The sequence below is a fragment of the Teredinibacter waterburyi genome, from assembly GCF_001922985.1.
Classification (GTDB): Bacteria; Pseudomonadota; Gammaproteobacteria; order Pseudomonadales; family Cellvibrionaceae; genus Teredinibacter; species Teredinibacter waterburyi.
In genome coordinates this window covers 14,900-40,135 of record NZ_MRUH01000121.1, presented here as the reverse complement: position 1 = coordinate 40,135, position 25,236 = coordinate 14,900, and the positions used below count along the sequence as shown (strand labels likewise).

25 protein-coding genes and 1 riboswitch are annotated in these 25,236 nt (G+C 48.9%); of the genes, 12 read left to right on the top strand and 13 right to left on the bottom strand.

Going from position 1 to position 25,236, the window contains the following annotated elements:
- Positions 1 to 150: 150 nt before the first annotated feature.
- Positions 151 to 1,398 (top strand): multifunctional CCA addition/repair protein, encoded by a 1,248-nt coding sequence (locus tag IDZ20_RS08450; protein ID WP_188150990.1) that lies wholly within the window; start codon positions 151 to 153, stop codon positions 1,396 to 1,398.
- 7 nt (positions 1,399 to 1,405) lie between these two features.
- Entirely contained in the window at positions 1,406 to 2,182 is a 777-nt protein-coding gene (locus IDZ20_RS08445) for a pteridine reductase (protein WP_188150989.1), read from the top strand.
- Positions 2,183 to 2,229: 47 nt separating this feature from the next.
- Here the strand turns inward: IDZ20_RS08445 and IDZ20_RS08440 are convergent, their stop codons facing one another.
- From IDZ20_RS08440 to IDZ20_RS08420, 5 genes are all read right to left on the bottom strand, one after another.
- Positions 2,230 to 2,784 carry a hypothetical protein gene (locus tag IDZ20_RS08440; RefSeq protein ID WP_188150988.1) on the bottom strand — a complete coding sequence of 185 codons (555 nt, stop codon included), beginning with the start codon at positions 2,782 to 2,784 and terminating at the stop codon, positions 2,230 to 2,232.
- A 324-nt stretch (positions 2,785 to 3,108) separates the two neighbouring features.
- Positions 3,109 to 3,609, bottom strand: coding sequence for a 2-amino-4-hydroxy-6-hydroxymethyldihydropteridine diphosphokinase (folK, locus tag IDZ20_RS08435; RefSeq protein WP_188151063.1), 501 nt, complete (start codon positions 3,607 to 3,609; stop codon positions 3,109 to 3,111).
- Positions 3,610 to 3,628: 19 nt separating this feature from the next.
- Positions 3,629 to 3,994 (bottom strand): dihydroneopterin aldolase, encoded by a 366-nt coding sequence (folB, locus tag IDZ20_RS08430; RefSeq protein ID WP_188150987.1) that lies wholly within the window; start codon positions 3,992 to 3,994, stop codon positions 3,629 to 3,631.
- 41 nt (positions 3,995 to 4,035) lie between these two features.
- Positions 4,036 to 5,061 carry a tRNA (adenosine(37)-N6)-threonylcarbamoyltransferase complex transferase subunit TsaD gene (gene tsaD / locus IDZ20_RS08425; RefSeq protein WP_188150986.1) on the bottom strand — a complete coding sequence of 342 codons (1,026 nt, stop codon included), beginning with the start codon at positions 5,059 to 5,061 and terminating at the stop codon, positions 4,036 to 4,038.
- A gap of 233 nt (positions 5,062 to 5,294) precedes the next feature.
- Entirely contained in the window at positions 5,295 to 6,923 is a 1,629-nt protein-coding gene (locus tag IDZ20_RS08420) for an L-lactate permease (protein WP_188151062.1), read from the bottom strand.
- 232 nt (positions 6,924 to 7,155) lie between these two features.
- Here IDZ20_RS08420 and IDZ20_RS08415 point away from each other — a divergent pair, with 232 nt between their 5' ends.
- The 6 genes from IDZ20_RS08415 to IDZ20_RS08390 all read left to right on the top strand — a co-directional run bounded on the left by IDZ20_RS08415 (position 7,156) and on the right by IDZ20_RS08390 (position 14,147).
- Complete coding sequence (locus IDZ20_RS08415; protein WP_188150985.1) at positions 7,156 to 8,166, top strand: 2-hydroxyacid dehydrogenase; 1,011 nt, start codon at positions 7,156 to 7,158, stop codon at positions 8,164 to 8,166.
- 151 nt (positions 8,167 to 8,317) lie between these two features.
- The gene (gene rpsU, locus IDZ20_RS08410; RefSeq protein ID WP_188150984.1) at positions 8,318 to 8,533 is read left to right on the top strand and encodes a 30S ribosomal protein S21; all 216 of its coding nucleotides are present in this window, start codon (positions 8,318 to 8,320) and stop codon (positions 8,531 to 8,533) included.
- A 28-nt stretch (positions 8,534 to 8,561) separates the two neighbouring features.
- The gene (locus IDZ20_RS08405) at positions 8,562 to 9,011 is read left to right on the top strand and encodes a GatB/YqeY domain-containing protein (RefSeq protein ID WP_188150983.1); all 450 of its coding nucleotides are present in this window, start codon (positions 8,562 to 8,564) and stop codon (positions 9,009 to 9,011) included.
- 355 nt (positions 9,012 to 9,366) lie between these two features.
- Positions 9,367 to 11,097, top strand: coding sequence for an HAD-IIB family hydrolase (locus tag IDZ20_RS08400; RefSeq protein ID WP_188150982.1), 1,731 nt, complete (start codon positions 9,367 to 9,369; stop codon positions 11,095 to 11,097).
- Positions 11,098 to 11,159: 62 nt separating this feature from the next.
- The gene (locus tag IDZ20_RS08395) at positions 11,160 to 12,383 is read left to right on the top strand and encodes a glycosyltransferase family protein (protein ID WP_188150981.1); all 1,224 of its coding nucleotides are present in this window, start codon (positions 11,160 to 11,162) and stop codon (positions 12,381 to 12,383) included.
- 15 nt (positions 12,384 to 12,398) lie between these two features.
- Entirely contained in the window at positions 12,399 to 14,147 is a 1,749-nt protein-coding gene (locus IDZ20_RS08390) for an alpha-amylase family glycosyl hydrolase (protein WP_188150980.1), read from the top strand.
- An 82-nt stretch (positions 14,148 to 14,229) separates the two neighbouring features.
- Here the strand turns inward: IDZ20_RS08390 and IDZ20_RS08385 are convergent, their stop codons facing one another.
- From IDZ20_RS08385 to pomA, 8 genes are all read right to left on the bottom strand, one after another.
- Positions 14,230 to 15,102 (bottom strand): SMP-30/gluconolactonase/LRE family protein, encoded by an 873-nt coding sequence (locus IDZ20_RS08385; RefSeq protein ID WP_188150979.1) that lies wholly within the window; start codon positions 15,100 to 15,102, stop codon positions 14,230 to 14,232.
- 92 nt (positions 15,103 to 15,194) lie between these two features.
- The gene (moaB, locus tag IDZ20_RS08380) at positions 15,195 to 15,740 is read right to left on the bottom strand and encodes a molybdenum cofactor biosynthesis protein B (RefSeq protein WP_188150978.1); all 546 of its coding nucleotides are present in this window, start codon (positions 15,738 to 15,740) and stop codon (positions 15,195 to 15,197) included.
- Between the two features lie 49 nt (positions 15,741 to 15,789).
- A complete protein-coding gene (gene moaA, locus IDZ20_RS08375; protein ID WP_188150977.1) occupies positions 15,790 to 16,833 on the bottom strand; it encodes a GTP 3',8-cyclase MoaA in 1,044 nt (347 codons plus the stop codon).
- Positions 16,823 to 16,980: riboswitch (molybdenum cofactor riboswitch) on the bottom strand. Its footprint overlaps the gene before it by 11 nt.
- Positions 16,981 to 17,200: 220 nt before the next feature.
- Positions 17,201 to 18,445 (bottom strand): alginate export family protein, encoded by a 1,245-nt coding sequence (locus tag IDZ20_RS08370; RefSeq protein ID WP_188150976.1) that lies wholly within the window; start codon positions 18,443 to 18,445, stop codon positions 17,201 to 17,203.
- A gap of 624 nt (positions 18,446 to 19,069) precedes the next feature.
- A complete protein-coding gene (locus IDZ20_RS08365; RefSeq protein ID WP_188150975.1) occupies positions 19,070 to 19,651 on the bottom strand; it encodes an HNH endonuclease in 582 nt (193 codons plus the stop codon).
- A gap of 849 nt (positions 19,652 to 20,500) precedes the next feature.
- Positions 20,501 to 21,076, bottom strand: coding sequence for a PilZ domain-containing protein (locus tag IDZ20_RS08360; RefSeq protein ID WP_188150974.1), 576 nt, complete (start codon positions 21,074 to 21,076; stop codon positions 20,501 to 20,503).
- Positions 21,077 to 21,125: 49 nt separating this feature from the next.
- The gene (locus IDZ20_RS08355; RefSeq protein WP_188150973.1) at positions 21,126 to 22,115 is read right to left on the bottom strand and encodes a flagellar motor protein MotB; all 990 of its coding nucleotides are present in this window, start codon (positions 22,113 to 22,115) and stop codon (positions 21,126 to 21,128) included.
- A 26-nt stretch (positions 22,116 to 22,141) separates the two neighbouring features.
- The gene (gene pomA, locus IDZ20_RS08350; RefSeq protein ID WP_188150972.1) at positions 22,142 to 22,900 is read right to left on the bottom strand and encodes a flagellar motor protein PomA; all 759 of its coding nucleotides are present in this window, start codon (positions 22,898 to 22,900) and stop codon (positions 22,142 to 22,144) included.
- Positions 22,901 to 23,209: 309 nt separating this feature from the next.
- Here pomA and IDZ20_RS08345 point away from each other — a divergent pair, with 309 nt between their 5' ends.
- From IDZ20_RS08345 to IDZ20_RS08330, 4 genes are all read left to right on the top strand, one after another.
- The gene (locus IDZ20_RS08345) at positions 23,210 to 23,455 is read left to right on the top strand and encodes an exodeoxyribonuclease VII small subunit (RefSeq protein WP_188150971.1); all 246 of its coding nucleotides are present in this window, start codon (positions 23,210 to 23,212) and stop codon (positions 23,453 to 23,455) included.
- Entirely contained in the window at positions 23,455 to 24,366 is a 912-nt protein-coding gene (locus tag IDZ20_RS08340; RefSeq protein WP_188150970.1) for a polyprenyl synthetase family protein, read from the top strand. The genes IDZ20_RS08345 and IDZ20_RS08340 overlap by 1 nt, the downstream gene beginning before the upstream one ends.
- Before the next feature lie 93 nt (positions 24,367 to 24,459).
- Positions 24,460 to 24,873: a phosphoribosyl-AMP cyclohydrolase gene (gene hisI, locus IDZ20_RS08335; protein WP_188150969.1), complete on the top strand. Its 414-nt coding sequence runs from the start codon at positions 24,460 to 24,462 to the stop codon at positions 24,871 to 24,873.
- Positions 24,870 to 25,202, top strand: a complete 333-nt coding sequence (locus tag IDZ20_RS08330; RefSeq protein WP_188150968.1) for a phosphoribosyl-ATP diphosphatase — start codon at positions 24,870 to 24,872, stop codon at positions 25,200 to 25,202. The genes hisI and IDZ20_RS08330 overlap by 4 nt, the downstream gene beginning before the upstream one ends.
- The last annotated feature ends 34 nt before the right edge of the window (positions 25,203 to 25,236 follow it).

The window sequence follows — 25,236 nt, the reverse complement described above, 5'->3', positions numbered from 1 at the left end:
GTTAGTTTCATGGCTGTAAAATTCTACTCGCCCTTAGGGCATACAAAACAATTTAAGTTAGGACGGACTTACGCTCGCCTAGATATCAATATCAAGTTCCGCTAGAGTGTGTTCCATATGTTTTAAACCGTCAACTAGAAATTTAAAAAAATGGACATCTACCTCGTTGGTGGCGCCGTACGCGACACTCTTTTGCAATTCCCCCACAGCGAAAGCGATTGGGTTGTTGTTGGTGCCTCGCCAGCGCAAATGCTTACAGCAGGCTTTCAGCAAGTCGGCAAAGACTTCCCCGTGTTCCTCCATCCTGAAACAAAAGAAGAGTACGCGCTCGCGCGCAAAGAGCGGAAAACGGGCAGTGGTTACACCGGCTTCGAATTCGATACCCAAAGTACTGTTAGCTTGGAAGACGATTTATTGCGTCGCGATTTGACCATTAACGCAATTGCCAAGGACAGCCAAGGAAATTTAATCGACCCCTACGGTGGTGTTGCTGATATCAAAGCAAAAATACTTCGTCATGTATCCGACGCTTTCGCTGAAGACCCCGTACGCGTTTTGCGAATTGCCCGCTTTGCGGCGCGCTACCACCACCTCGGATTTCGCGTCGCCCCCGAAACAACCGCTTTAATGGCCCGCATGGTCAATGCCGGTGAAGTGGATCACCTCGTCGCGGAACGGGTTTGGAAAGAGTTTAGCCGCGCACTCGGTGAAAAGTCACCCGCGACTTTTATTGAGGTTTTACGTAGTTGCGGCGCTTTGAAAATTCTCATGCCGGAATTAGACAAACTGTTCGGCGTACCACAACCCGAACAACATCACCCCGAAATCGACACAGGCTTGCATGCGCTGCTGAGTCTCGCACGCTGCGCCGAGCTTACCCCTGCCGTAGAGGCTCGTTTTGCAACACTAATGCACGACCTCGGAAAGGGTACTACGCCAAAAGACGAATGGCCTCGCCACATCGGCCATGAAAAACGTGGCGTTAAACAAATTGAGATCCTTTGCCAGCGCTTAAGCGTACCTAATGCGTGTCGCGACTTGGCTTTGTCGGTAGCAGAGTTTCATACTCACTGTCATCGAGCCTTAGAGCTAACGCCTAAAGTCCTACTCGACACCCTACAGCGACTCGATGCATTGCGACGGCCAGAGCGACTAACCCTATTTGGTTATTGCTGTACCGCAGATAGTCGCGGCAGAACGGGAATGGAAGCTATTGCATACCCGCAAGCCAATTACCTCACCTGTGCGCGCGACTGCGTCGCCAAGGTTGACACCAAGGCTCTAGTTGCAGAAGGCTATAAAGGAAAAGAATTTGGCGAGGCCTTGCGCAAGCGACAACTTCAAGCGCTTGCGGCGTTTATTGCCGATTACCGTCAAATAGATCACCGCAAACGCTAGGATTTTTATGTCTGACATTCAGCTAAACACACCACTCGCAGATAACGACCCCCGCCCCGTCGCCCTAGTAACCGGTGCTGGAAAGCGAGTAGGCGCAGCTATAGCGCGAAAATTACAGCGCGAAAACTATCGAGTGGTCATTCACTTTAATCATTCACGTACGCATGCTGAAGCCTTGGCTAGTGAGTTGAATGCGCTAAAAGTAAACTCCGCAGCGCTAGTGCAAGCGGATTTGGGAGATGTTAATTCACTTCCTGATGTCGCTAAAAAAACGTTACAGGTTTTTGGCCGCTGTGATCTTCTGGTCAATAACGCATCCAGCTTTTATCCAACCCCAGTTGGTAAAGCCACGGTTCAGCAATGGCAAGATCTCTTTGCCAGCAATGCCCAGGCGCCCTTTTTTTTGGCGCAAGCGTTAATACCCGAGCTTCAGAAAAATAATGGCAGTATCATTAATATTTGCGATGTACACGCTCACCGGCCACTGCGAGAACATACCCTCTATTGCATGGCGAAAGCCGCAAACAAGATGCTCACCCAATCACTGGCGTTAGAGTTGGCACCGACGGTACGGGTCAACGGTGTGGCACCCGGCGCGGTTTTGTGGCCGGAAGGAAGTCCGCCATCCGCGGATAGGTTAGAGGAAAAGTTACAGGCTATTCCGTTACAGCAGCTGGGCGGGGCAGAAGCGATCGCAGATGCGGTTGCCTTTTTAGCACAACCGCAGAATTACATCACAGGGCAAATTTTAAACGTGGATGGCGGCAAGTCGCTATTACAATAGTAGTTAACAGCTAAAAAGGCTTGCCCGCAAAAACCAGCCGCGAGTCTTTATGGCATGGCTCTCACAAAACTTTGCAGGTTGGTTTGCGTGGCAATCATCCAAGCTGGACGGGCACGACCAACACCGGCTTCGTCTAACTCGGCGTAATAGCTAATAATATGCTGGAGCTTTTCAGCCTGCTTTTTATCTGCATCGACCATCAGGATATGCTTACCGCCATCTAACAATTCTGCAAAACGGTTAAACTCTTTATTTGACACCTGAATACCGTAAAAACCACCCTCCCAAGTACAAAAGCCAAATAGAACAAAGGCCAAAAACATAAAGGGAAGCCAATCTAGCGTTGTCGCGGCACCCATCATCCAACCCACGGAAAGCGAAATTCCCGCCAGCACTCCGCCGGTCGCGGCTCCCACCAAGCCTGAATGAAAGATATCGAACTTACTAAATGAGCTAACATCGTGGAGACGATGTTTTTCTACCGCGGCGTCTTGCTGGCTCAATACGTGTACCTGAGCACTAACAAAGCCTGCGCCAAAAAGATCTTGCTCACATTTCGCAAGTTCGTCTAGGTTTTCACTGACAAAATAATAGCGTTTCATTTCTTATTCCTCATGCAAGAACTACCAGAATCAGTTGTTATTATTAGTCGAGTTTTCACTGATTCGCTGCCAAACAGAAGACTCGCAAAACAACCTTATTACCTTTTACGTCGCTTTGCCACAGGAGTATTAGACCGACATTGTATAAAAAACGCACAGCGTCATAGCGAAACGATTTAACTGATTTCGGCTATTTTTCGCGCCAAGAAAAACAGAATAAACATGCGCACGCCAACCGCCGCTGCTGACGAAGCGACGCCTATAACAAGAAAAATAATAGTAGATAAAAGGGAGGGCGATTCTCAGCTAGAGGTAAAATTACAGTTAATCGGAATCGATAAAACTGGCGTCGACAACCCAGAGTTTTTGATGATGCAAATTCAATGTTTGCCACAGCTGTGCGTAGCTTAAATCTTCTCCAGGGCAAACCATCTCGGGAAATCTCTCAGCCAGAGGTAAGAGTACAAAAGCATTTTTAAACACTTCACTTCGCGGCAGCCTTACGCCATCAATCACACCGGTGTGTTGACCATAGGTGAGAATATCGATATCCAAGGTTCGAGCGCTAAACTTCGGCGCCTTGCGATCGCGGCCGTGACGATTTTCGATATCGCGCAACTGCCCAGCTAATTCAGCGACACTCGCATCGGTTTTGATTAAAGCGACTAAATTGTAAAAGTTATCGCCATCAAAGCCGACCGCTTCACTTTCATACACCTCGGAAATTTCGAGGTCAGCATCCAGTTGGCGCAGCGCGGCAATACCACTGGCAATATGATGCTTGCGGTGAATATTACTGCCAATACTTAACAATACATCAATCATATTTTTAGCCATTGCTATTTTAACCACTGACGCCTCGAATACCACGTTCTATGCGAATCCCGACATCTTTCGACCCGCGTAAAGCACCCGGCTTGCTCACACTCAAACGTACCCAGCTAACATCAAATTCTGTCATAACAATTTTTGCGGCTTGCTCAGCCATAGTTTCTACTAGTAGAAATTCTGACTCGCCAATAAATTTTATTAGCCGCTTACCGACGCTTTTATAATTTAATGCAAACGCAATATCGTCAGTTGCTGCAGCCTGGCGAATATCGTGGCCCATCTCCAGAGTAAGGCTAACCGTTTGCTTTACTTCGCGCTCCCAATCATAGATGCCAATAATGGTGTCTATGCGCAAATCATTAATAAACACTATATCCATAGAAAAAACTTTTTAGGTTGAATTTAATAGGAATAAACGCTTTAAAGATGGCTCAACTGATCTAGCGGCCAACGCGGTGTCACCGTAACCGCTAGCGGCTCGGTTTGCCCTACCATTAAACGTTGGCAACCCGCGTAGGCGATCATAGCGCCGTTGTCGGTGCAAAATTCATGGCGCGCATAAAACACACGGCTATTTATTTTCGCCAATGCGGTTTCCAGTTTTTCGCGCAACCGATTGTTAGCCGAAACGCCACCGGCAATCACAAGGGTATTCATATTACATTCCTGCAAGGCGCGCCGACACTTGATCACCAGCGTATCCACCACCGCCTCCTGAAAAGCATGGGCGATATCGGCACAGGTTTGATCATCTGGCAGGCCGTTAGCTTCGGCATTCTGGGTAACGGTATTTAATGTAAAGGTTTTAAGCCCACTAAAACTAAAATCTAACCCTGGCCGGTCGGTCATAGGGCGCGGAAACTTAAAACGACCGGCAACGCCCTGTTCGGCCAAACGAGCAATATGAGGGCCACCGGGGTAATCGAGGTCCATCATTTTGGCGGCCTTGTCGAAGGCCTCGCCTGCAGCGTCATCTAGCGATTCACCCAGCAACCGGTATTCACCTATCGCTTTTACCTCAACTAGCTGAGTATGGCCGCCGCTCACCAACAGTGCGACAAACGGAAATGCGGGAGGATTAGGCTCCAGCAACGGAGCCAGCAAGTGACCCTCCATATGGTGGACACCAATCGCCGGCACACCCCAAGCGTAGGCGAGTGCCCTACCGACACAACCACCAACCAATAACGCCCCAATTAAGCCGGGGCCAGAGGTATAGGCGACGGCATCAATCGCACCTACAGAATCGGTGCGCTTTAAGATTTCGTCGATTAGAGGGATAAGTTTACGAATATGATCACGAGAAGCGAGTTCGGGAACCACCCCTCCATATTCCGCATGAACTTTTATTTGAGTGTAGAGTTCGTGACCGAGTAGCCCCGCCTCGCTGTCGTAAACAGCAACACCGGTTTCGTCACAAGAGGATTCAATACCTAATACGCGCATGGAATTCGTCAAATCGGTTGCAGCAAACAGCTTGTAGAGTTGCGCTGCAATGGGCTAAAAGTTAAATCAAACAGGCAAGCACGTTACCACAAAACCCCTCGCGCATTAAAAATTCTACGGGCTAAAATCACGAATAATTGCAGTGCACTGCGGCACTAGAGCAATCACGGAGCAGCCGAAAGCGGCTGGGAACAATCTCTCAACCAGAACAATACCCCAACAACCTCTGACAACTACGCCAGCCAAAGCGCAGCCAAATAGCTTGCCAGCCCAGCTGCAACACTCGCCACCACACAGGATATCAGTAGCGCTATAACGGTACGCTTCAATATATAGCCTTCACTATTCCCCAGCGCGAGCACCGAGGCGACAGCAACAATATTGTTAATACACACCATATTGCCGAGTGCAGCACCAACGGACTGCAAAGCAAGAATGGTGGTTCGATCTAAACTCAAGCCAACGGCGATCGAATCTTGAATACCGCCAAAAGTCAGGTTAGAGATAGTTGCCGAGCCAGCAAAGAAAGACCCCAAGGCCCCCAGAAACACAGCCACATACTGCCAGTTTTCACCCGTAACCTCAGCCAGATTATTGCCAATCCGGGAAACGGCAGAGTCGTCTCCCATCATCATCAAGTTCACGAATACCAATGCCCCCAACAGCGCTAAGGTAGGGTTACGCATCTGCTCAATCGTTTGGCCTGCGACCACTTTTAGTGAGCGACTGCGAAAGATAAGCAGGGTTAATAAAGAGATAACAACAAATGGAATGATCGAGGGCACATACAACAAGCTGTGACTCCAGCTCTGCGGTGTACCAAAAATACCTTGCAGGGAAACCACCAGCGAAGGACTGACACTAACAACGCCCAAACTGCCAAGCTCCAGACTCCAAGCGGGCTCTCTGAGGAGTAAAAGAGGCTTAATACCCAACTGAGGTACGCGCGTAATAATCAACAAAAGAACGGCCCCCCAAAGCGGGAAACTCGCCTTCACTAACGCCGCAGCCGACACCTTAACAGGAGCCTCGCCCGCCCCGGCCGCTTCTGCCTGCGCCTCATGTAACGCAATCGGCTCGGAGCTTAAGCCCACGCCCAAACGCGCCAACACAATCGTGCCCACTAAGCCGATAAAACCGCCCAACAAGGCTGGAAATTCGTAGGAAAAGCGCGCGATAACAACATACGGCAATACACAGCTAAGAATGCTTAGCAGGATAAAACCCGCATTTTGTATTAGGGCTTTTGGCTGCACCACAAAATACAAACCACTAAAAACTACGGCGACTGCGACAATCGCATTAATGATCGCCGAGGTCAGGCCCACTTGCGACAACTCAGCAGAAGATAAGTCTAGAGCCGAAAACCCGAACCAGGTCGGCGCGCCTACAGCACCAAAAGTGACCGGAACGGTATCCAGCACCAAACACAAAATTGCCACTCGCAACGCGGGAAAACCCAGTCCGACCAAAACGGGGGCTGCCAGCGCTGCAGGTGTACCAAAGCCGCTGGCGCCCTCAATCAAAAACTGAAAAGCCCAACCGACGATCATAAGTTGCGCTATCGCGTTTTCAGAAATGCTGTTAAGCCAATGACGAATGGTCAGGATACTGCCAGTTGCTTCCATGGTTCGAAATAGAAAGATCGCGCCAGCAATAATTAATAATGGCGTCCAGGCAACCAACAAGCCCGCAAGCACACTTGCATGCACTGCATTAGGGTCACGTCCAAAGACCACCAGCGCGATCAAATAGGTGAATAGTGCAGAAAGCGGCAAGGCCTGCGACGATGGCATACTGTTCCGCTTCGTCATCAAACCAATCAAAACGAAAATGGGGAGGTAGGAAAAAATTAACTGCAACATAATGAGTTGTTCACGATAAAAAGGCAGTTGAGATATTAGCGCGAAACGCCCTGCTGTTAGCGTCTATAATTGCGCAAGTATTTGACTAGGCTCATATAGTTGCGCTTGCAAGGGGTTATGATCGCGCTCTCCCTAGTATTCACGACCTTTTTCACTACTATATCCATGAATGCACTAAACTCACCATGCCACCAAAACTCACAACGCAGCACGCTATGCAGGAGCCTCTATGAAAGTCGCCGTATTCAGTGCGAAGCCCTATGATGTTGAGCACTTGAATAATGCCAATGCCAACTCAGCCGTCAAGGGCGAACACGAATTCACCTTCCTCGAACCCCACCTCAATCAGCAAACAGTGGCTCTCGCACAGGGTTACGATGCTATCTGTGGCTTTGTAAACGACACTATCGACGAGGGCGTGGTAGAAAAACTCTCCTCCTACGGCATTAAATTAATTGCCATGCGCTGCGCCGGCTTTAACAACGTCGATCTCGATGCCTGTGAAAAGCATGGTTTAACCGTTGCACGGGTTCCGGAATACTCCCCCTACGCCGTGGCCGAACACGCCGCCGCCTTAATCCTAGACCTAAACCGCAATATCCATCGCGCCTTCGCCCGCATTCGCGAAAACGATTACTCGCTTAATGGCTTGATGGGCTTTGACCTGCACAACAAAACCATATCGGTAGTTGGTGGCGGCAAAATCGGGCAAACACTTATTAAAATAATGAAAGGCTTTGGCTGCCGCGTACTGTGCTACGACCCTATGCCCTCCGACATCATCACCGAACTCGGCGCAGAGCTAGTCTCGCTCGACACCGTCTGGACAGAATCCGATATTATTTCCCTGCATTGCCCACTGGTACGCTCGACTTACCACATCATAAATAGCAATACGATCAGCCAAATGAAGCGCGGGGTAATGCTGATCAACACCAGTCGTGGCGGACTCATCGACACCCCCGCGGTAATCACCGCGCTGAAAAATGGCAAAGTCGGCTATCTCGGGCTAGATGTCTACGAAGAAGAGGCTGAGTTATTCTTTGAGGATTACTCCAACCAAGTACTGCAAGATGACGTGTTTGCACGCCTCACCACCTTCAATAACGTGGTCATCACAGGCCACCAAGCATTTTTTACCCGCGAAGCGCTGCAGGCAATTGCAGAGGTTACGGTGCAGAATATTAGCTGTTTTTGCTCAGGTGACTTCGAAAGTATCTGTTTGGTGACCAGCCACTAATAATCGATACAACAAGCTATAACGAAAGGCTTGCGAGTGCGGATATTAGTGTATAGAATTCGCACCCCAGATAGCGGACTGCCTGCAGCAAGCTGAATCTATTCAGTCAGTGCTTGGCAGGCACAAAAGAATTAATGACACAGGTAACCCTATGCCTTCAGTAAAACTGAAAGAAAACGAACCATTCGACTTTGCTTTGCGTCGTTTCAAGCGCTCTTGCGAAAAAGCTGGTGTTCTTGCCGAAGTTCGCCGTCGCGAATTCTACGAGAAGCCAACGTCAATTCGTAAGCGCAAAGCAGCAGCCGCTGTTAAGCGTCACGCGAAAAAGGTTCAGCGCGAAAACCGCAAGTTTCAACGTCTTTATTAATCGCTTCTTATCTCTCGAGGTAGCCTAGATGGCTAGCGAGCTGAAAAGTCAGGTATCCCAAGCGGTAAAAGATGCCATGCGCGCCAAGGCGAAAGATCGTCTTGGCGTTCTGCGTATTGTTATGTCCGAATTTAAGCGTATTGAAGTCGATGAACGTGTCGAGCTTGATGACGCTCGCGTATTAGCTGTGCTAGATAAGATGGTAAAGCAGCGCCGCGATTCGGCTAAGCAATACGAAGATGCAGATCGTCCAGAGTTAGCAGCAATTGAACACGCAGAAATTTCAGTTATTACCGAGTTTCTGCCTGCTGCACTTACCGAAGCTGAAATAACCCAACTCCTAAAAGATGCGATTGCCAAAACGGGCGCCGAATCAATGCGGGATATGGGGCAGGTTATGGCTATAGTCAAACCTCAGGTTCAAGGCCGCGCAGACATGGGTAGCGTTAGCAAGCTGGTTAAAACATTACTCGGCTAGGTCAACGTTAGGTTTACCTCACGTCCCCTCCCCTTGGAATCCCAGCCTGACAACTCGAAACAAACACCACACGGACACAAGATCGCTCCGTGTTTTTTTGCGTCTGCGAGTTATCGCTCCCACCGATATTCACTACCCGATATTCACTACCCGCCATCCAAACCGCTCGATTTTGCGTAAAATAGCTACCGGAGCAACGCCTAGAAATTATTGCCATCAAATACGCTATTCTGGTGCGCTATTTGCTCTTATCTAACTTCATACGACTCAGACTCGCGCTAACAGTCTCTTTTTGCACAATATTGGTGATTTTTCGTGAGTCACAACAGATCACAAACATGGCGAACGAACTATTATGGCGCACAAGTACCTGTTAGAGGCTATTGCCGAACATAGGTTGCCCCCAGAATTCATCGACACAACATTGCGCTGGCATCTACCGTTAGCGGCTCAGATTGCCGCTCGACGACGTGCGATCGACGCCCCCATGGTGCTTGGCGTGCAGGGAACACAGGGCAGCGGCAAAAGCACCCTATCTCACTTCTTAAAACTCATCCTATCCAACCAGCACCAACTTTCGGTTGCGGTAGTCTCCATAGATGACTTTTATCTCACTCGTGCGGAGCGCCAAACACTGGCAAAAGATGTACATCCACTTTTAGCAACCCGCGGAGTTCCGGGCACTCACGACACAGAGCTTGCCATAAACACGATTACCGCCCTACTTCGATCCGCTCCAGACTCAAACACGGTTGCCTTACCCAGCTTTAACAAAGCCATAGATGACCGTGCGCCGCGCGAGCAATGGCCCGCAGTTAGCGCACCTGTAGATGTCGTCATTTTAGAAGGTTGGTGTGTAGGGCTTGATGCGCAGCCAGAGGACTCGCTAGAGGATGCGGTTAACAACCTAGAAGCCGACGAAGACTCTAACGGTATCTGGCGCACGTTTGTTAACGATCAGCTCAAAGGACGTTACCGCGAACTCTACGCAATGCTCGATGCAATGGTGGTCATTACCGCGCCATCCTTCGCCTGCGTTTTCGAGTGGCGCTCGCTGCAAGAACAAAAATTAGAAGCTAAATTAATCGCCGAAGGTGCGAGCAAAGAGCAGCGCAGCCGCTTGCTTAACCCCACGCAGGTACAACGTTTTATCTCTCACTACCAGCGGTTAACCGAATACGGATTAACCCGTCTACCTCGCATAGCAGACTGGGTCATCAGACTTGATGCGCAGCATGCCATTACAGATTTATACAGCTGCTCGCGCTATTTGGTGTCAACCGATCTAGATGGCACCCTGCTAGATCACTACAGTTACGACTGGCGTGCCGCGCAGCCCTCTATAACAAGACTGCTCCGCGCCGGAACTCCGATCATTATCAATACCAGTAAGACTGCTGCAGAAGTTCTACAGTTACAACGAGCTATGGGAATAGAACAACCCTTTGTGGTCGAAAACGGCTCAGCCTTGTACCTACCCAAAAGCCTATTCCCAACCCCGCCGCCGAGCGCCATAGATTCAAAGTATCTCGGTTACTGGCAATTAAGCTTTGGCCTTAGCCGCGAACAAATCCTAACCTTCTTGGCGACAATACGTGAACAATATAACTGGCAATTTTCGGGCTTTAGCGACTGGAGCTGTGAGCAAGTCATCGACCACACCGGCCTAAGCGAAGAAAACGCTAAGATGTCGTTAGCGCGCGAATTTTCTGAACCACTTTTATGGGCAGACACGGCTGAGAACTTTGCAACTTTCACCACGCTCGCGCAGCAAGCCGGATTTAAAATCCTACAAGGTGGGCGCTTTACTCACCTTTTAGGTAACACCAATAAAGGTGCACCGTTAATATGGCTAAAACAATTTTATACCGAAAGGCAATCCTTCCCCCCACAGGTAATTGCTTTAGGTGATAGCCAAAATGACGCCGATATGTTTCCCGAAGCCGACTTTGCGGTCGCCGTTAAATCGCCTACCCATGAATACCCAGAGGTATTAACCAAGGGCAAAGCCATTTTTACACGCGGCTGCGGCCCGGAAGGCTGGAACGAAGCGATAGAAGAGATTTTAACAACCAGCAGCCAGTAATATAAAACTAGAACTTACACACGTTACTGCGCGCTGCTTAACTTAATAAACTGGAGCAAATCATGGCAGATTTCTATCAAAATGGAATAATCACCACACTGCACAACCTCGCACAACGACCACTTGAAGCAATGGAAGATGAACTACGACAATTTTCCAAATCACGCCCCATGTGCTTGGTTTTACCATCGCTCTATTCAGAACTAGAAGGCGACGCACTCGCGAATATTGTGCAAGAGCTCAGCAAGGTCGACTACCTCGACGAAATCGTTATCGGCCTCGACCGAGCGACTGAAGAGGAATATCGCCACGCGCTAGAGTTCTTCAAGCCACTAGACCAACGTTTTAAAGTTCTCTGGAATGACGGCCCACGCCTGCGCGCAATTGATCAAAAATTAAAAGATGAAGGCTTGGCTCCAATGGAGGCAGGTAAAGGTCGAAACGTTTGGTATTGCTTGGGATATGTTCTTTCCAGCGGACGTGCCGAATCGATTGCGCTACACGATTGCGACATTGTCACTTACGACCGCAGTCTGCTGGCGCGTTTAATTTATCCGGTTGCCAACCCGAGCTTTAATTACGAATTTTGTAAAGGCTATTACGCCCGGGTCGCCAATGGGAAAATTCACGGTCGCGTCAGTCGCCTTTTAGTTACACCACTAATACGAGCGCTGAAAAAGACCTTAGGACACCACGACTATCTCGACTATATCGACAGCTTCCGCTACCCGCTTGCTGGCGAATTTTCATTTCGACAGGATGTAATTAGCGATATTCGTATCCCCAGCGACTGGGGGCTGGAGATTGGTGTACTCTCGGAAGTACAGCGAAACTTCGCCAACAATCGTCTCTGCCAAGCCGACATTGCCGACAACTATGATCACAAACACCAAGAGCTATCGAAAGAAGATAGCGAACGCGGCCTATCAAAAATGTCGGTCGACATCTGTAAAGCGCTGTTCCGAAAGCTTGCCACTAACGGCGTCGTTTTTAATTCGGAAACCTTTCGCTCGATCAAAGCGACATACTTCCGTATCGCGTTGGACTTTATTGAAACCTACGACAACGATGCACGCATGAACGGTCTAAAGCTCGACATCCACTCAGAGGAACAGGCCGTGGAAATGTTCGCTAAAAACATCCTTTTAGCGGGCCAAAGCTTTTTAGAAAACCCTATGGAAAAGCCGTTTATGCCCTGCTGGAACCGCGTCATAAGCGCAATCCCAGACGTACTGGTCGACATTAATACGGCCATCGAAGCCGATATGAACGAATTCGGGAAATAACGGGAGAATTCCGCTATGAGTCTATCCGCACAAAAAGAATTGCGTTTCCTTGTTGAAAGTCACCTCAATTTTATTTACGACGATGTCGACTGTTCCGCCCTGGCCAAGCGTCTTATTAAAATAATGAAACTCGGTGAGGAGTGCGTTAAGCCGGGCTTTCACGAAAACCACTGGTCAGAAAAAGATATTATTGCGATAACCTATGGCGACAGCATCCAACAAGAGGGCGAAGCACCGCTCGCGACGCTCCACAACTTTTTTAACAAAAATTTAAACGGAATCGTCAACGGTATCCACATCCTTCCATTCTTCCCTTACAGTTCCGACGATGGCTTCTCGGTTATTGACTACTCACAGGTAAACGACTCACTCGGCGATTGGTCACACATAGAAAAAATCGGTGCGGAATATAATTTAATGGGCGATCTGGTAGTAAACCACGTCTCCAGCCGCAGCCGCTGGTTCGAAGCATTTAAACAAAATAAAGACCCAGGCCAAGATTATTTTATTGAGGTTGATCCCGATATCGACACATCCCTTGTGGTACGTCCACGCACATCGCCACTCCTGCGTGAAGTAGAGACACTGGAAGGGAAGAAATACGTTTGGTGTACCTTCAGTCACGATCAGGTTGATCTCAACTTCGCCAACACAGAAGTACTCTGTGAGATGGTGACCATTATCAAGCAATATTTAGACATGGGAGTACGCACCTTTCGTTTAGATGCAGTCGCATTTTTATGGAAAGAGTTAGGCACCAGCTGTATTAACCACGCCAAAACACACGAGTTCGTTCGCCTATTCCGAACCTTGATAGAGCATCACACTCCCGACGCAATCATCATTACCGAAACCAATATCCCCAACCACGAGAACCTATCCTATTTCGGCAATGCCAACGAAGCTCACGCGGTTTACAACTTCTCCTTGCCTCCACTTTTGGTAAACGCCCTCATCACTGGAAATAGTTCACAACTGAAAAACTGGCAAATGTGTATGCCGCCGGCGCAGATGGGCACCTTCTATTTTAACTTTATCGCATCACATGACGGTATTGGTCTGAGGCCGGTAGAGGGCTTGCTTAACGAAGGTGAAATCGACACGCTGGTTAACACCATGCAGCTATTTGGTGCCCGCATTTCCTGGCGAAGCGCTGAAGGCGGGCGCAGCAAACCCTATGAAATCAATGTAACGCTATTTGATGCACTACAGGGAACAACCAAAGGTCCTGACAAGTGGCAGTTGCAGCGATTTATTTGTGCGCACGCCATTATGCTAGCGCTGGAAGGTGTCCCTGGAATCTATATACATAGCTTCACCGCTACTAATAACTATAGTGACGGGGTTGAACTCTCGGGAAGTAATCGTGCAATCAATCGCTACAAATGGAATTTGCCCGATTTGAGTGAGAAGCTCGAAAATAAATACAGCCATCACGCCTTAGTTTTCGAACGCATGAAAGAATTATTAGCCATACGTATTCGTCAGCCGGCATTTCACCCCAACGCAACTCAGTTCACTTTGCATCTTGGCGATACGCTGTTTGGTTTTTGGCGGCAGAGTATTAGGCGCGAGCAAAGTATTTTCTGTATTCACAACGTCACCGATAACGAAGTTAGTATTCCACTCTCGGCAATTAACTTAATTAGTTTAAATACTTGGACCGATCTCGTCAGCGGCACGCATTTTGACGATATAAGGCAAGACCTAGTCATTCCACCCTATGGATTTGTGTGGCTAACTAACTATATTCCTGCGGAGTAATGAGCGATGTAAAACTGAAAAAACAGCTACCCGCACCTTGATAAAAGATGCCGGTGGCTGTTTTTTTAGATTAGCAAGACGTCTACTTAAAGAATCGATTCTCGATCAAGCCCGGCACATCGACTCGCACTTTTAAAATTGAACCGGAGGCAGGAAATTCGGCTAGCTCCGCTTCCGGTCGACCGCCAACAGTGGTGATGTAAAGAGTTTTTAAATCACTATCGCCAAAGGCTAGCATCGTAGGGCAGCGCGCAGGTAACGCTATCTCTTCAAGAATATCGCCCGCGGGACTTAAGCGCGCAATTCTCTGACCTTCGTATAACGCGGTCCAATAACAACCCTCAGCATCAACTGCTGCACCGTCGGGGCGACCATTGCCAAACTCAAATTGATGAAAGACTCTGGTACCACTGATTTCACCAGATGCGAGATCGTAATCTGCAGTATAAATAGCGTGCTTGGGGGTATCGGAGTAATAGAAGGTTTTATTGTCGGGGCTAAAAGCTGCACCGTTTGAAGTGAGCAACCCTTCGACAAGTTTGGTTGCGGTTAAATCCAGCCCCAAGGACCAAAGGTTAGCCCCGTCGTGATCTTTGGGGGGGTATACAGAGCCCGCCAAAAATCGACCTTTGGCATCGCAGCGACCGTCGTTAAAACGATTGCTCTGAAGCGACGATTCCGGGTCGACAACTGGCTGTAAATTAGTATTCCAACCATCCAGTAAATGAAAGCCAGAACGCATTCCCACAACAAAACCACTATTGCCAGGACGCAAACTAAAGCAGGCAATTTCTTCGTCGAATTGCAAAAATTCGTCTTGCCCAGTTTGTGGGTCTAAGCGATGCAATTGGAATGCGTTGATATCCACCCAATAAAGCAACTGCTGCTGTTCGTCCCAACGTGGACATTCACCTAAATTCGCCTGTGTTTTGAATGCAATTTCAACGTTTCTCATACTCGCCCCCAATAAATTTCGGGCAAGTCTACCAGTGGCCTTCACTATCGGCAAACGCTTGACGCGCTAATAGCCTCAAACCGAAATCAACACTACTCTCGGCTTTTACAGGCGGCGAACTGGCTATTTTTAAGGTGGGGAACAAAGTTACAAGGGCCGTGCCGACTATCAAGCTGTTCTGCAATAATTTTTTGCCAAGCGGTACGGCAAGCACTGGTACTGCCGGGAACACAGAAGATCAAAGTATTGTTAGCGAAGCCCGCTAACGCCCGAGACTGTACCGTCGACGTGCCTATTTCATCGTAGGATATTTGCCGAAACAGCTCGCCGAAACCATCAACACTTTTATCGAGCAGTGGTGTGATTGCCTCTGGCGTTGAATCGCGCCCCGTAAAACCCGTACCACCAGTAATTAAGATTACTTGAGTGGTATCATCCGCTACCCACTGTGAAACCTTTGCTCGAATTTGATAGATATCATCGATAACAATCTGCTTATCACCGCAACGATGACCAGCTTCCTGCAAGCTCGTTTGCAGCAACAAACCTGATGTATCGTCTTTGTCTGTGCGTGTATCCGATACGGTTAGCACCGCGATATCTAGCGGAATTAACGCCTTAGTTGTACTTTTGCCCATTATTTTTGCTCTTACCGGTTTGTTTGTCTTTCGCCTGCTTACTTTATTCTTACCCGCCTAGCATCGCTAGATGTTTGGTTGCGCCCGTTAAACCTTCGTGGAGTTCATGGGTTGCCTTTTTACCAAGCAGTAAAACTTGTATACGCTCCGCCAACTGGCTCGCGCTTTCGTTAAGCAAATACGGCCGAAGGCTAATGCCCTCTTCGGCAAACAAGCACAAGTGTAAATTGCCCTCCGCCGAAACTCGCAAACGATTGCAGCTACTACAAAAATCTTTGCTGTAGGGCATGATCAAACCAATCTTGCCGTCATATTCTGGATGAGTATATTCAATGGCTGGGCCAGCATTCGGCTCGGCCAAAACTTGCAACCAATCATTTTGTTCTAGATAGGTTTGTAACGCTTGGCCGCTAACGTGTTGGCGCCGAAAAAAATCGACGTTGTCCGTGGTTTGCATCAACTCTATAAACCGCAAACTGATGGGTTTGTGCCGCACAAATTCAACAAAATCAGCAAACTCGTCAAAATTATTTTCACGCAAGAGAACCACATTGAGTTTTACTTTAGTCAAACCTAACCCAAGCGCCAAATCCAAACCCGCCATCACCTCTCGTAATTTATCGTGACCGGTAATCAATGCGAAGGTGCTGGGATTTAGGCTATCGGCACTTAAGTTCAGCTGATCTAAACCGGCGTCAACTAACTCTGGAAGCTGGTGGGTAATACGGTAGCCATTACTGGTTAAGGCAACCTGCTCGATGCCAGGAGTCGATTTACACAAACGAATAATATCAGGCAGATCTTTGCGCAGTGTCGCCTCGCCACCGGTTAAACGGATTTTTTTAGTGCCGCTTAAGGCAAAGGCTTTTACCAGAGCTGCGATTTCTGTCAGTGATAAGAATCCATTTGAGCTATCTAAACTGTCAAAACCAGTCGAACTAGCACAACTGCTTGCATTCGACTTTTTATCATCGGGCAGGTAGCCATCGGGCAGACAGTAGTTGCAGCGAAAATTGCACACGTCTGTAACAGACAAGCGCAGATAGGTGAAACGTCGACGGTAATTGTCGACGAGTGCAGAGTGTTGATTCATTTTTTTGCCTTTCCAAATAACGGGAGACTAGTAAATTTCTTCACTAACCCGGCAGCACCCGCCACACCATTGCGACGGTAGCTGCGGCTCTAACACCCTGCTGAAATACACAGTTTAGGTGGTAGAGCTTCGGCTGTAATACATACTGAATGCGTAGTTTGCGCTTAAAAAACATAGTTGCCAAGCGCCAAGCGGTTGTTCTTTTGAACTGAAACCAACATTCGTCGAGCTAAATATGGCAAGCCAAAAAAGCCCCAGCGTAAGGCTAGGGCTTTTCTAGGCGGCTTAGATTAACTAACGCCTAACGAACTCGAATAGACACAAGGCGTATTGGCAGGCTGTGACGTTCGCTACGCCCTACAACTTGCTATAGAGCCAGTTCAAACATTAACCATACTTTTTGGATGTCTGACCCCAAACCATCTTGAGCAATGCCAGCAGGCATTGAATCGGCATTATACTGAGCGAATTTCAACAGACCTTTCAACTTCGAGCTGATTGGATAAACAGCAACCACATCCAATTCCGTTCCGTAGTCACGGCTACCGAAATCGCTGCTCAACATATGGTAATCCGCCTTCACAACGACCTTACCGAATTTAGTCGCAACACCGACATACATATCCTGAACGCCAGCGCCTGGCGTGCCGAGGTATTTATCAGCCCAACCTTGAAACTTGTGTGCCGTTGCAAGCGGGGTGTCAAAGCCCTTGGCGCCATCGTCACTACCGAGAAGCTCTACACCAACTTTAAGGTCGACTTTTGGCGCAACTTTGCCCGAAAATTCAATTGCCATGTAATCGGCGGAGTAATCCGTGGGGTTATCGCCAGCATCACTTTGCGTCGCGTAGCTTGCCGCAATCGCAACTGGGCCGACCTTGCCTTGATAGCGTACACCTAGCGTAGAATTTGATCGCGCTTGCGCTGTTTCAAACTCCATCGAATAGTAAAAGCCGGTTAGTTTATGGGCATCATTAATGGCATAGGTACCATTTAAAAGATGAACGTCTCCGCGCCAATCACCTGCTGCAGCGGTAGGCCCAAAAATACGATTCACATTTTCAATATAAGCGTAGCTACCGTTAAACGCACCACGCTTATAGCTAAGATTCAAACCGTCGTAGGTTTGCTCGTTCTGACGCCAGCCAACGCCACCGACAAATCGCTGATCATCAAGCAAGATACGCTGGCGACCCAACTTCGCGCCAAACGCTCCCGAGCTGTAATTCAAGTAGGCCTGATTCAAATCAGTGCCCTCAGGATCAGCAACAACTGGGTAGTCGGTATTGCCATTTGTTGTGCTGTTGTAGTCTTCATCAAGCAGCGCGCGCGAATCGTCAAACTCTAAACCAAAACTAAAATTGCTCGCAGTGCCAGACGTAAAGGTTACACGTGACTTTAAAGTATTCGCCAACGCCGTTTCAGTCTTGGTTTCATCGTCTACGTATTCGCTGCGATAGCGGAAGTTTACCTTGGTGGAACTGCCCGTCATGAGGTCATCCAGAAAGGATTCCTCCGCAAAAGCATGCGGTGCCAAACTTACAGATAGGAATGTTACTGACAGGGCTGCAGCGAAGGGCGCAGCGGCAAAAAAATTAACAGAAGATTTCATTTTCAGGTCCTTAATCTAGCGTGTGACAAGTTCGTCTCACCAAGCTTATTTAGTTATTTGCCGGACGGACTCCACTCAAATATGAGCGGGCCCATCGGCTGCACAGAGGGTGCTAAGTCGTCAAATCATTAAGCGTATTCAGCGCCACCGAAACGCACTAAGCGTGTGATTTCAGCGATGCGACAAGGGCAATGCATAGAGCGTACCCATTCATTCAAAGTATCTATTTTTTTAATCGCACCAAATAGAGGAGCTTTGCGCACCAATAATAGACGCCCCTTACAGATCAAGGGCTAAACGCGATAGGTTTCGATTTTTTTGAATTAAAAACTAGGGGTGCGACGCTATAAAAAAAGTTATCGCGCACCACAAAAGACCGCACGTAAAACAGGGCAAACCCTTAGGAGAGTATAATCTTGTGCCAAAACAGGTATCTTTCGCGCGCATTTAGTGCACCGAACATTCGCCGAAAGGCGGAGTGATCCGTATAAGCCGCACAAGTGATTTAACTTAAGGAAGGAATGCGGTGCTTATCGCTTAACAAAAAAGCTATTCGACGGTAACGAGTGGCGCCTGATGACGGCTTTCGCGCGGTAATAAGAGGGTCATTATGTCGAATACACCCTAACTGGCGTTAGATAATTTGACGCTAGCGGGAAGATAACGAGCAAATTGCGGACGCAAATATTCCATTTGATCGCCGCGTATACGCTCATTATTTATCAACGCCAAATATTCGGAAGGGTTGGGGCGATAGGGTAACGCTAACAATTCCATGTTAATTTCACTCAGCAACGAATCGCCCTTGCGCTGATTGCAGCGCTTACATGCGGCAACTACATTTTCCCAGCGATCTCGCCCCCCTCGACTACTAGGATGAACGTGATCACGTGAAAGATCTTTCGGGCTATAACGATTACCACAATACATACACTGGCGATTATCGCGATTAAATAAAGCGTCGTTAGTAAGCGGAGGGTTGAGGCGCATCGGTGCCAACCTTTCGCCAGCACAAGCGATAATAGCGGGTAACGACATAAAACTGGTTCGGCCTGTTAAACGCGATATGCCTCCGCGTGCGCGCTTAACTTCTCCGCCAAGCGTCCACACCACTAAACCGCGCGAATATAAACAAGCGGTTTCCTTCCAGTGCAACCATTCTATCGGCTGGCCTGCGAGGTTTAATCGCAGAATTCTTGCTTCCATAATCCGTAACCTGTGTTAACACAAACGAAAAAGCGCAAAAATTTTTGTGACAAAAAAAACCTGTCACCTATATCGCTTAGGTAGACGGTAAAACACCAACGTAACAGCTGACCAACCTCAGCCCAATATGCCTAGGTTCGACCTACTTCAGTTTTACGCCTTAAAAATTGCTAATTCCACTTTCGGTGATAGCGCTGCACACTCGGTTCTATACGACCACAGAAACGAAAAACCCCGCTGGTCGTAACCGAGCGGGGTTTTAAAATACGGTGGTCAGAGTTGCGAAGGTGACGGAGCCGCTGAGCCACTGACCTTCGTGAAGGGGAGTGGCTGTGATGCGAGGCGCGCTGCAAGTGGGGATGCTGTTTAGCAGTGTTCGCGATTTGTTTAGTTATATACTTGAAGACATTTCTCCTCATATACCTGCGCTATTGCGATTAGCGAAAAAGTGCATTTCTAGCTGCACTTGCGCCCAATACTACTCTCAAATCTTCGTGAGTCAAGCTAGCAAAAGATTGTGACTAGCGAGTGACAAATATTAGCAAAGGTAACTGAAGACAAAAAATAAGGGTTATTAAAGAGGTGTGAGATTAGGTGTATACCCCAAAACGTAAAACGCCGCGACTTTCCAGTCGCGGCGATCTCACAGGGTTTCACCTGTCATCCCAGCAGGCTATGCGCGGCACAGATCCGTCTTATTCCTTGCCCCATATCCATATGCATGCTTCCTTAACGCGGTCTATTTTAGCGTCATTAGGATTTCGGCATAGTCGCAATGCTCTCTTATCTTTGTGCGATATATCCTACAAAGCGTAAGCTTATGGCTTACACCTATTCGCCAGCGATCAATTAGGTGTCTCGTAAGCTTTTCAGCTGCCCCACTTGGGCCCTGACAATATGTTGAATTAACAACTCTTGGTCGGAGTGCGACATGGCAAAAAAGTCTACCCGCCAAAAGTATCGCCCCGTATCACTGTCGTAGTCACAGCCGACTATTCGACCGTTAGTTACTACCGGTGTTTCCGTAGGGAGCAGCGTAAGCTCAAAGCTCAGCACCGCCCCCACATCAATCGGCTCTCGGTTATGGAACGCTAAGCCGCAGGCGGAAATGCTGACTTCTTTTGCTTTGAAGGCAATTCGCGCCAACAAATCGCTTTCCACCAACAGCTGATTAACGACCCGCTCAAGCTTTTGATTAAAAAGATTCACCAACTCTGCGACCTTTGGCGACTCCGTCTCAACCTCGCGCAGCAACTGCTCCAACCGAACATCCTGCTCTGCCATTAGATCGAGTAGATTGGGCTTGCGCTCTAGAGGTTCATGCTCCTGAGCCGGGTTGGCTCTCGAACTGCCAGATTGCAGCCGGTGGTAAACAATACCAATGGAGTCACTGATACGAAAATAGCGGCGGCGATCGTCATTCATACAGTTGTCTCGGTTCTAGATCACTAGCTCTGGCATAAGCTAGGCCTAATTAAAAAATTTCTTCTGGTTCGAGGTCGAACAAGTATTTCGGCGCAATATCCAGCTCACGCAAAATATCCTCACCTTTAGGGTCTTCTTTGAGCATATCCAACTCTTCATCGCTCAGTTCCTCCTCAAGGCCCTGACGAATGAGAATCTCTACCCGCCGGTTGCGAGCCCGGTTCTCTGCGGAGGTGTTAGGCACCAACGGTCGAGTGGCGGAAAAACCCGCCACCTCAAAACGGCGCTCTGGAACATCGTCATTAATCATAAGCTCATGGGCAACCGAAACAGCACGCGAGGACGACAACTCCCAATTGGAGCGAAAGCGATTGGTGTTAATCGGTACGTCATCGGTATGACCCTGCACGGCGATTTTGCCTTTCTTTTGCGCTAATACGGCACGGACCTCTCGAAGCACGTCTTTATAGTCCGAGGCCAATTCCGAAGAACCTGAAATAAACGATCCTTTTTCACGGATACGGATGATGATCATCCGACCACGGGTTTCCACCTCAACCTGACCTGCAGCAATCTGATCGTTAAGTGCTCCGGCAAGTTCGTAAGCATCTTCTTCGGTCTTCTTCAGCAGCTCTTCAAGCTTTTGTTGTACTTTCACTTTAACGCCAGCATCGTACCCTTCATCACCCTGCTCGATGTCGAACTCTTCGGCGCAGTCCTGCTCCAGCGACATTTCCGTTATATCTTCAGTTTTTTGCCACATCTCGTTAAGCGGCGTTGGCTCAGGGCGGCCGGGGCTAAATTCCTGCGCGATAATGCTGGTCCCTTTGGGTACATCTATTACATTCAACTTGTTCTGTACACCGAACGCTTGGGCCATAGAGCCCGCTAAACGCTTAAACTTCATGGCATCCATTTCGGAGAAGGACAGCAACAATACAAAGAAGCACATCAACAGCGACATTAAGTCCGCAAAGGTACCCATCCACGCAGGAAGGCCGGCAACGCAGTCGCATCCATCTTCGTCGTCATCACTCATGCTCAAACCTCCACTCGCTCAAACACCTACTCAGGATCCGCTTCACGCTTACCTTCAGGCAGGTAATTGCGTAGCATTGAGTCGATAACACGTGGATTTTGGCCGCCCTGTATTGCCAACAACGCATCGATCACAAGACTCTTAATCATGCCCTCTTCGGCGGCTCGCAACTTCAGTTTATCGGCCATTGGCCCGCACATGGCGTTGGCGATTACAGCGCCATAAAGCGTGGTAAGTAAAGCAACAGCCATCGCAGGGCCAATCGACTTAGGGTCATCCATATTTGCCAACATTGCCACCAAACCGATGAGTGTCCCAATCATTCCCATCGCAGGCGCCATTTCGGCCATGGAAGAGAAAATGAAGGCCCCAGTCGCATGACGCTCCATTGCTTTGTTTTTGTCTATCGACAACAGGGTTTTAACAACATCCGGATCGTGGCCATCAACCAGTAACTGAATGCCTCGCTGTAGAAAGTCACTACTCACCTCTTTACCTTCTAGCGAAAGTAACCCCCCCTTTCGGGCCTCGTCGGCCAGCGCCACAATTTCCGCAATCAATTCATTGGCGTCGGGCAGCTTGTTGCTAAAGGACTTACCGGCAACTTTAATGGCCCCTAGAAACTGCCCCAGACCAAATTTCATCATCACCGCAAAGATGGTGCCGCCTACCACGATCACCAGTGATGGGCCATTGACGAACATGATGAGATCGCCACTCATTAACATCGAAATAACGATAAGCGCCAAAGCGCCCAAAAGTCCGACTAGCGTTGCTAAATCCACTCAGGAATCCTCATTCGGAAATACGATGCACTCGTCTGAAACGCCGCTAGCCCCTCAGAAATGTGAAGCTACTCAGCAACCAGCCGCTATAAACGCGCGCAAGAAGAAATACTTACTCATTAGTCTAGACACAAATCGACTAACCAGCAGGGAGATTCGCCATCGTTTGTTATGATATGCGCTAATTAAAGCCCACCTCATAAACCGCTATCGGCCGCAAATCCGCTAGCTCAAGTCGCCTCAACTTGGCGTTGACCACAACATAAGGCTCAGGTAGTGTTTGCGCCTGACCAAAAGGAGGCCTGTAAAGTGGCGACAAAAAAAGCATTACCCGACTTCGAGCAATCATTAGGCAAGCTGGAAGATCTTGTTGCCAGCCTAGAAAGTGGCGATTTAACCCTAGAAGAATCGCTAAAAACCTTTGAGCAAGGCATAAAGCTAACCCGCAGCTGCCAAACGGCACTAACTGAAGCGGAACAAAAAGTTAACCTGTTGCTAGAGCAAGACAACGGTGAGCTAAGCGAAACTCCCTTCCCTACAGATGATGACCAATAATGTCCGACCTGCCGTCTTTTATCGCGCAGTATCAAGCGCGCAGCACTTCGCAATTACTTGAAACGCTAACCAAGTGCGAGCAGCAACACGCCAGCGAGACTGGAGCCAACCGCTTATTTGATGCCATGCGATACAGTCTAGCCAACGGTGGCAAGCGTGTGCGGCCAATACTGGTTTACGCTACAGCTCATGCGGTAGCCGCAATCAACAATAATACTGATACCTTCGCTAGCGCTATCGAGTGTATTCACGCCTACAGCCTAATCCACGATGACCTACCGGCAATGGACGACGATAACCTGCGTCGTGGTAAGCCAACGTGTCATATTGCATTTGACGAAGCGACGGCGATTCTCGCGGGCGACGCCCTGCACACACTCGCGTTCGAATTAATCAGCTCTAGCGTGACCGTAGCTCAAGACTCCGCCGCCACAGCGCTGAGCGCAATTTCACTGTTATCGCGAGCGTCTGGTGCTCACGGCATGGTACTTGGCCAGGCGATTGATCTGGCCGCAGTAGACAAGCCCCTAAAGGCTGAGCAGTTAGAACTGATGCACCGCTACAAAACCGGCGCATTAATAGAGGCCGCCGTTTTGTTAGGAGCCCTGTCAGCGGCGGCGAGCAACGAGCAGACCGCCGCCTTGCGCAACTACGCAGCGGCCGTTGGACTCGCCTTTCAAGTGCAGGATGACATCATCGATGTAACCTCAGATACCGAAGTGTTGGGCAAGCAACAAGGTGCAGACGCAGATCGCAATAAACCCACCTATGTATCCCTGCTCGGATTAGCGCAAGCACAGGCCAAAGCTGATGAGCTGCGGGATATCGCGCTGGCCGCACTGACGTCATTCGATTCAAAAGCCGATTATCTTCGCGATCTGGCGCGTTATATCGTTAGCCGTAACAGCTAAAAATCCGGTATGCTTGCCGCCTAGAATATTTGCTTCAGTCGCCCAGCTCGGCCACTGAACACGATTAAGAAGAACAAAGGTCACCAGATTACAATGCCTGCAGACAACACCGACTCACATCAAATTGCCTGGCTCGATCAAGTCAAGTGGGACAGCAGTGGGTTAGTGCCCGCTATCGCCCAAGATACAGGTAATGGAGACATTCTGATGATGGCGTGGATGAATCGCGAGTCACTGCAGCTCACGGCAGAAGAAGGTATAGCCGTCTATTGGTCACGATCACGCGGTAAACTCTGGCGCAAGGGCGAAACCTCAGGGCATGTACAACAAGTGCAGAGCATCAAACTAGACTGCGACGGTGATACTATTGTCCTCGGCGTGGAACAGGTAGGTGGTATAGCCTGTCATACCGGTAGGCGCTCCTGTTTTTATCGCACTCTCGTCGACGGCGAGTGGGCAACCCAGAGCGCCGTTCTAAAAGACCCAAGTGAGATGTATCAGTCATGAGCGACGTATTAGCGCAACTAAATCAGGTACTCGCTGCGCGCAAAGCCGAAGGCGACCCGCAGCAATCCTATGTGGCGCAATTACACCACAAAGGGCTAAACAAAATTCTCGAAAAGGTCGGAGAAGAGTGCACCGAAACACTGCTCGCGGCGAAAGACGCAGAGCGTTCCGGCAACACCGACCTTTTAATAAGCGAAACAGCCGACCTCTGGTTTCACTCGCTGGTTATGCTATCGCACTTGGGCACTAGCTCAGATGCCGTACTAAATGAACTGGCTCGCAGGTTTGACCTTTCTGGGCTAGACGAAAAAGCAGCCCGCACTAAGTAGCGGACTATTACGATTAATAAAGACAATATAAAAA